Below are 1441 nucleotides of genomic sequence, written 5' to 3' on the forward strand. Positions count from 1 at the left end.
GTTTATTAGATTGATGAGAGGAATATTAAATTAATTCACTGTGTGAGATAACTGTCTTCCTCCTTTTTTGTATTGGCAAATGTTTTGGGATTGCCGACGTGTCGAAAATATCAGGGTATCGAGGGATGACAAGCGGCAAAAAGGATGAGTTTCTGAGGGATTTCCAGGACCTTCTAGTGAGGGAAAGGGTTCCCGAGAAGTCTCGTCCTTACTATTTGCGGCATCTTGAGCGGTGGGGGGTGGCGTTCCGGCAGCGGCCTGCGGGGATCTCAAAGAAGGATTTTCTTGAAGAGTATTTAAATAAATTAAGTCACACGGCAGGCACGGAGCCGTTCGTGGTTTACCAGACGGCGGAGGCGGTGCGAATGGCGCATGAGGTGCTTCTGGGCGAGGAATGGGCGCACCTGGTGGATTGGGAGGGGTATCGGGTGGATCGTTTCGAAGTGCCGGGTGAGTTGATAGTTGAGACCTTGGACAAGCTGCGTGACGTCTGGGCTGCCATGGGGTTTTCCGGGGATAAGGTGGATAGCCTGACGGCGCTGGTGCGGGTGATGCGGGAAGGAAATTATGCGTTACGGACGGAGGAAAATTATTTGCAATGGGTGGTGAGGCTGATGACGCACGGGAAGCGGGAGGACGGTCTCCCGGGCGTGGCGGAGGCGGAGGTTTTTTTTGAGTGATCTGGCGGTTAAAGGCGGAGTGGTGATGGGAACGCAGAAGCAGGCGCTCAACGCGATGGCGTTCTACCTGAAGCGTGTTCGGGGTTTCGAGCAGGTGGATCTGCGGAATTTCCGCAAGGCGAAGGAAAGCCAGAAGCTACCAGTAGTGCTAAGCAAGGCGGAGGTATTGCGCTTGCTCGATGCAGCGGAGGAAGAGACGCGTCGGGGCGGGCTGGCGCGGACTTACGCGCTGATGCTGCAGGTGATGTATGCCTCCGGACTGCGGGTGATGGAGTGTGTGAGGCTGCGGGTGAAGGATATCGATTTCGACAACGGGTATCTGATGGTAAGACAGGGCAAGGGAAACAAGGACCGGAGGGTGCCGCTGGCGAGGAGATTGAAGGAGCCTCTCAGGGAACATTTGGCGGGCATACGGAAAATGTTCGACGATGACCGTGCCGCGGATCTGGACGGGGTTCATATGCCTGGTGCCTTCGACCGGAAGTCGCCGGGGGCTGGAAAGGAGTGGACGTGGTTCTGGCTTTTCCCCTCGCCAAAGCTTTCAGTGGATCCACGTGCAAACCGGGTGCGGCGGCACCATGTGCATGAGAACGGTGTGCAGCGGTCGATGAAACGGCTTTCAGAAGTGGCGAGAATTGACAAACGGGTTACCTGCCACGTGCTGCGGCATTCGTTCGCGACTCATCTGCTCGAAATGGGGCGGGACATCCGGACGGTGCAGGAGCTGCTGGGACATGAGAGCGTGCAGACAACGATGATCT

General features: G+C 56.1%; 2 protein-coding genes. Both read left to right on the forward strand.

Annotated features, from left to right (window positions below):
• Positions 1-125 precede the first annotated feature (125 nt).
• A complete protein-coding gene (locus tag ACFSSA_RS15720) occupies positions 126-680 on the forward strand; it encodes a hypothetical protein (RefSeq protein WP_386821582.1) in 555 nt (184 codons plus the stop codon).
• On the forward strand, positions 673-1441 hold a 769-nt coding region (locus ACFSSA_RS15725; RefSeq protein ID WP_386821583.1), incomplete at its 3' end, for an integron integrase. The genes ACFSSA_RS15720 and ACFSSA_RS15725, both read left to right, overlap by 8 nt.

The sequence above is a fragment of the Luteolibacter algae genome (assembly GCF_042683045.1).
GTDB classification, from domain to species: domain Bacteria; phylum Verrucomicrobiota; class Verrucomicrobiia; order Verrucomicrobiales; family Akkermansiaceae; genus Luteolibacter; species Luteolibacter algae.

Bases quoted from the DNA above. Each gene is read 5' to 3' on its own strand.
- ACFSSA_RS15720 (WP_386821582.1), top strand. From the start codon at position 126: ATGACAAGCGGCAAAAAGGATGAGTTTCTGAGGGATTTCCAGGACCTT.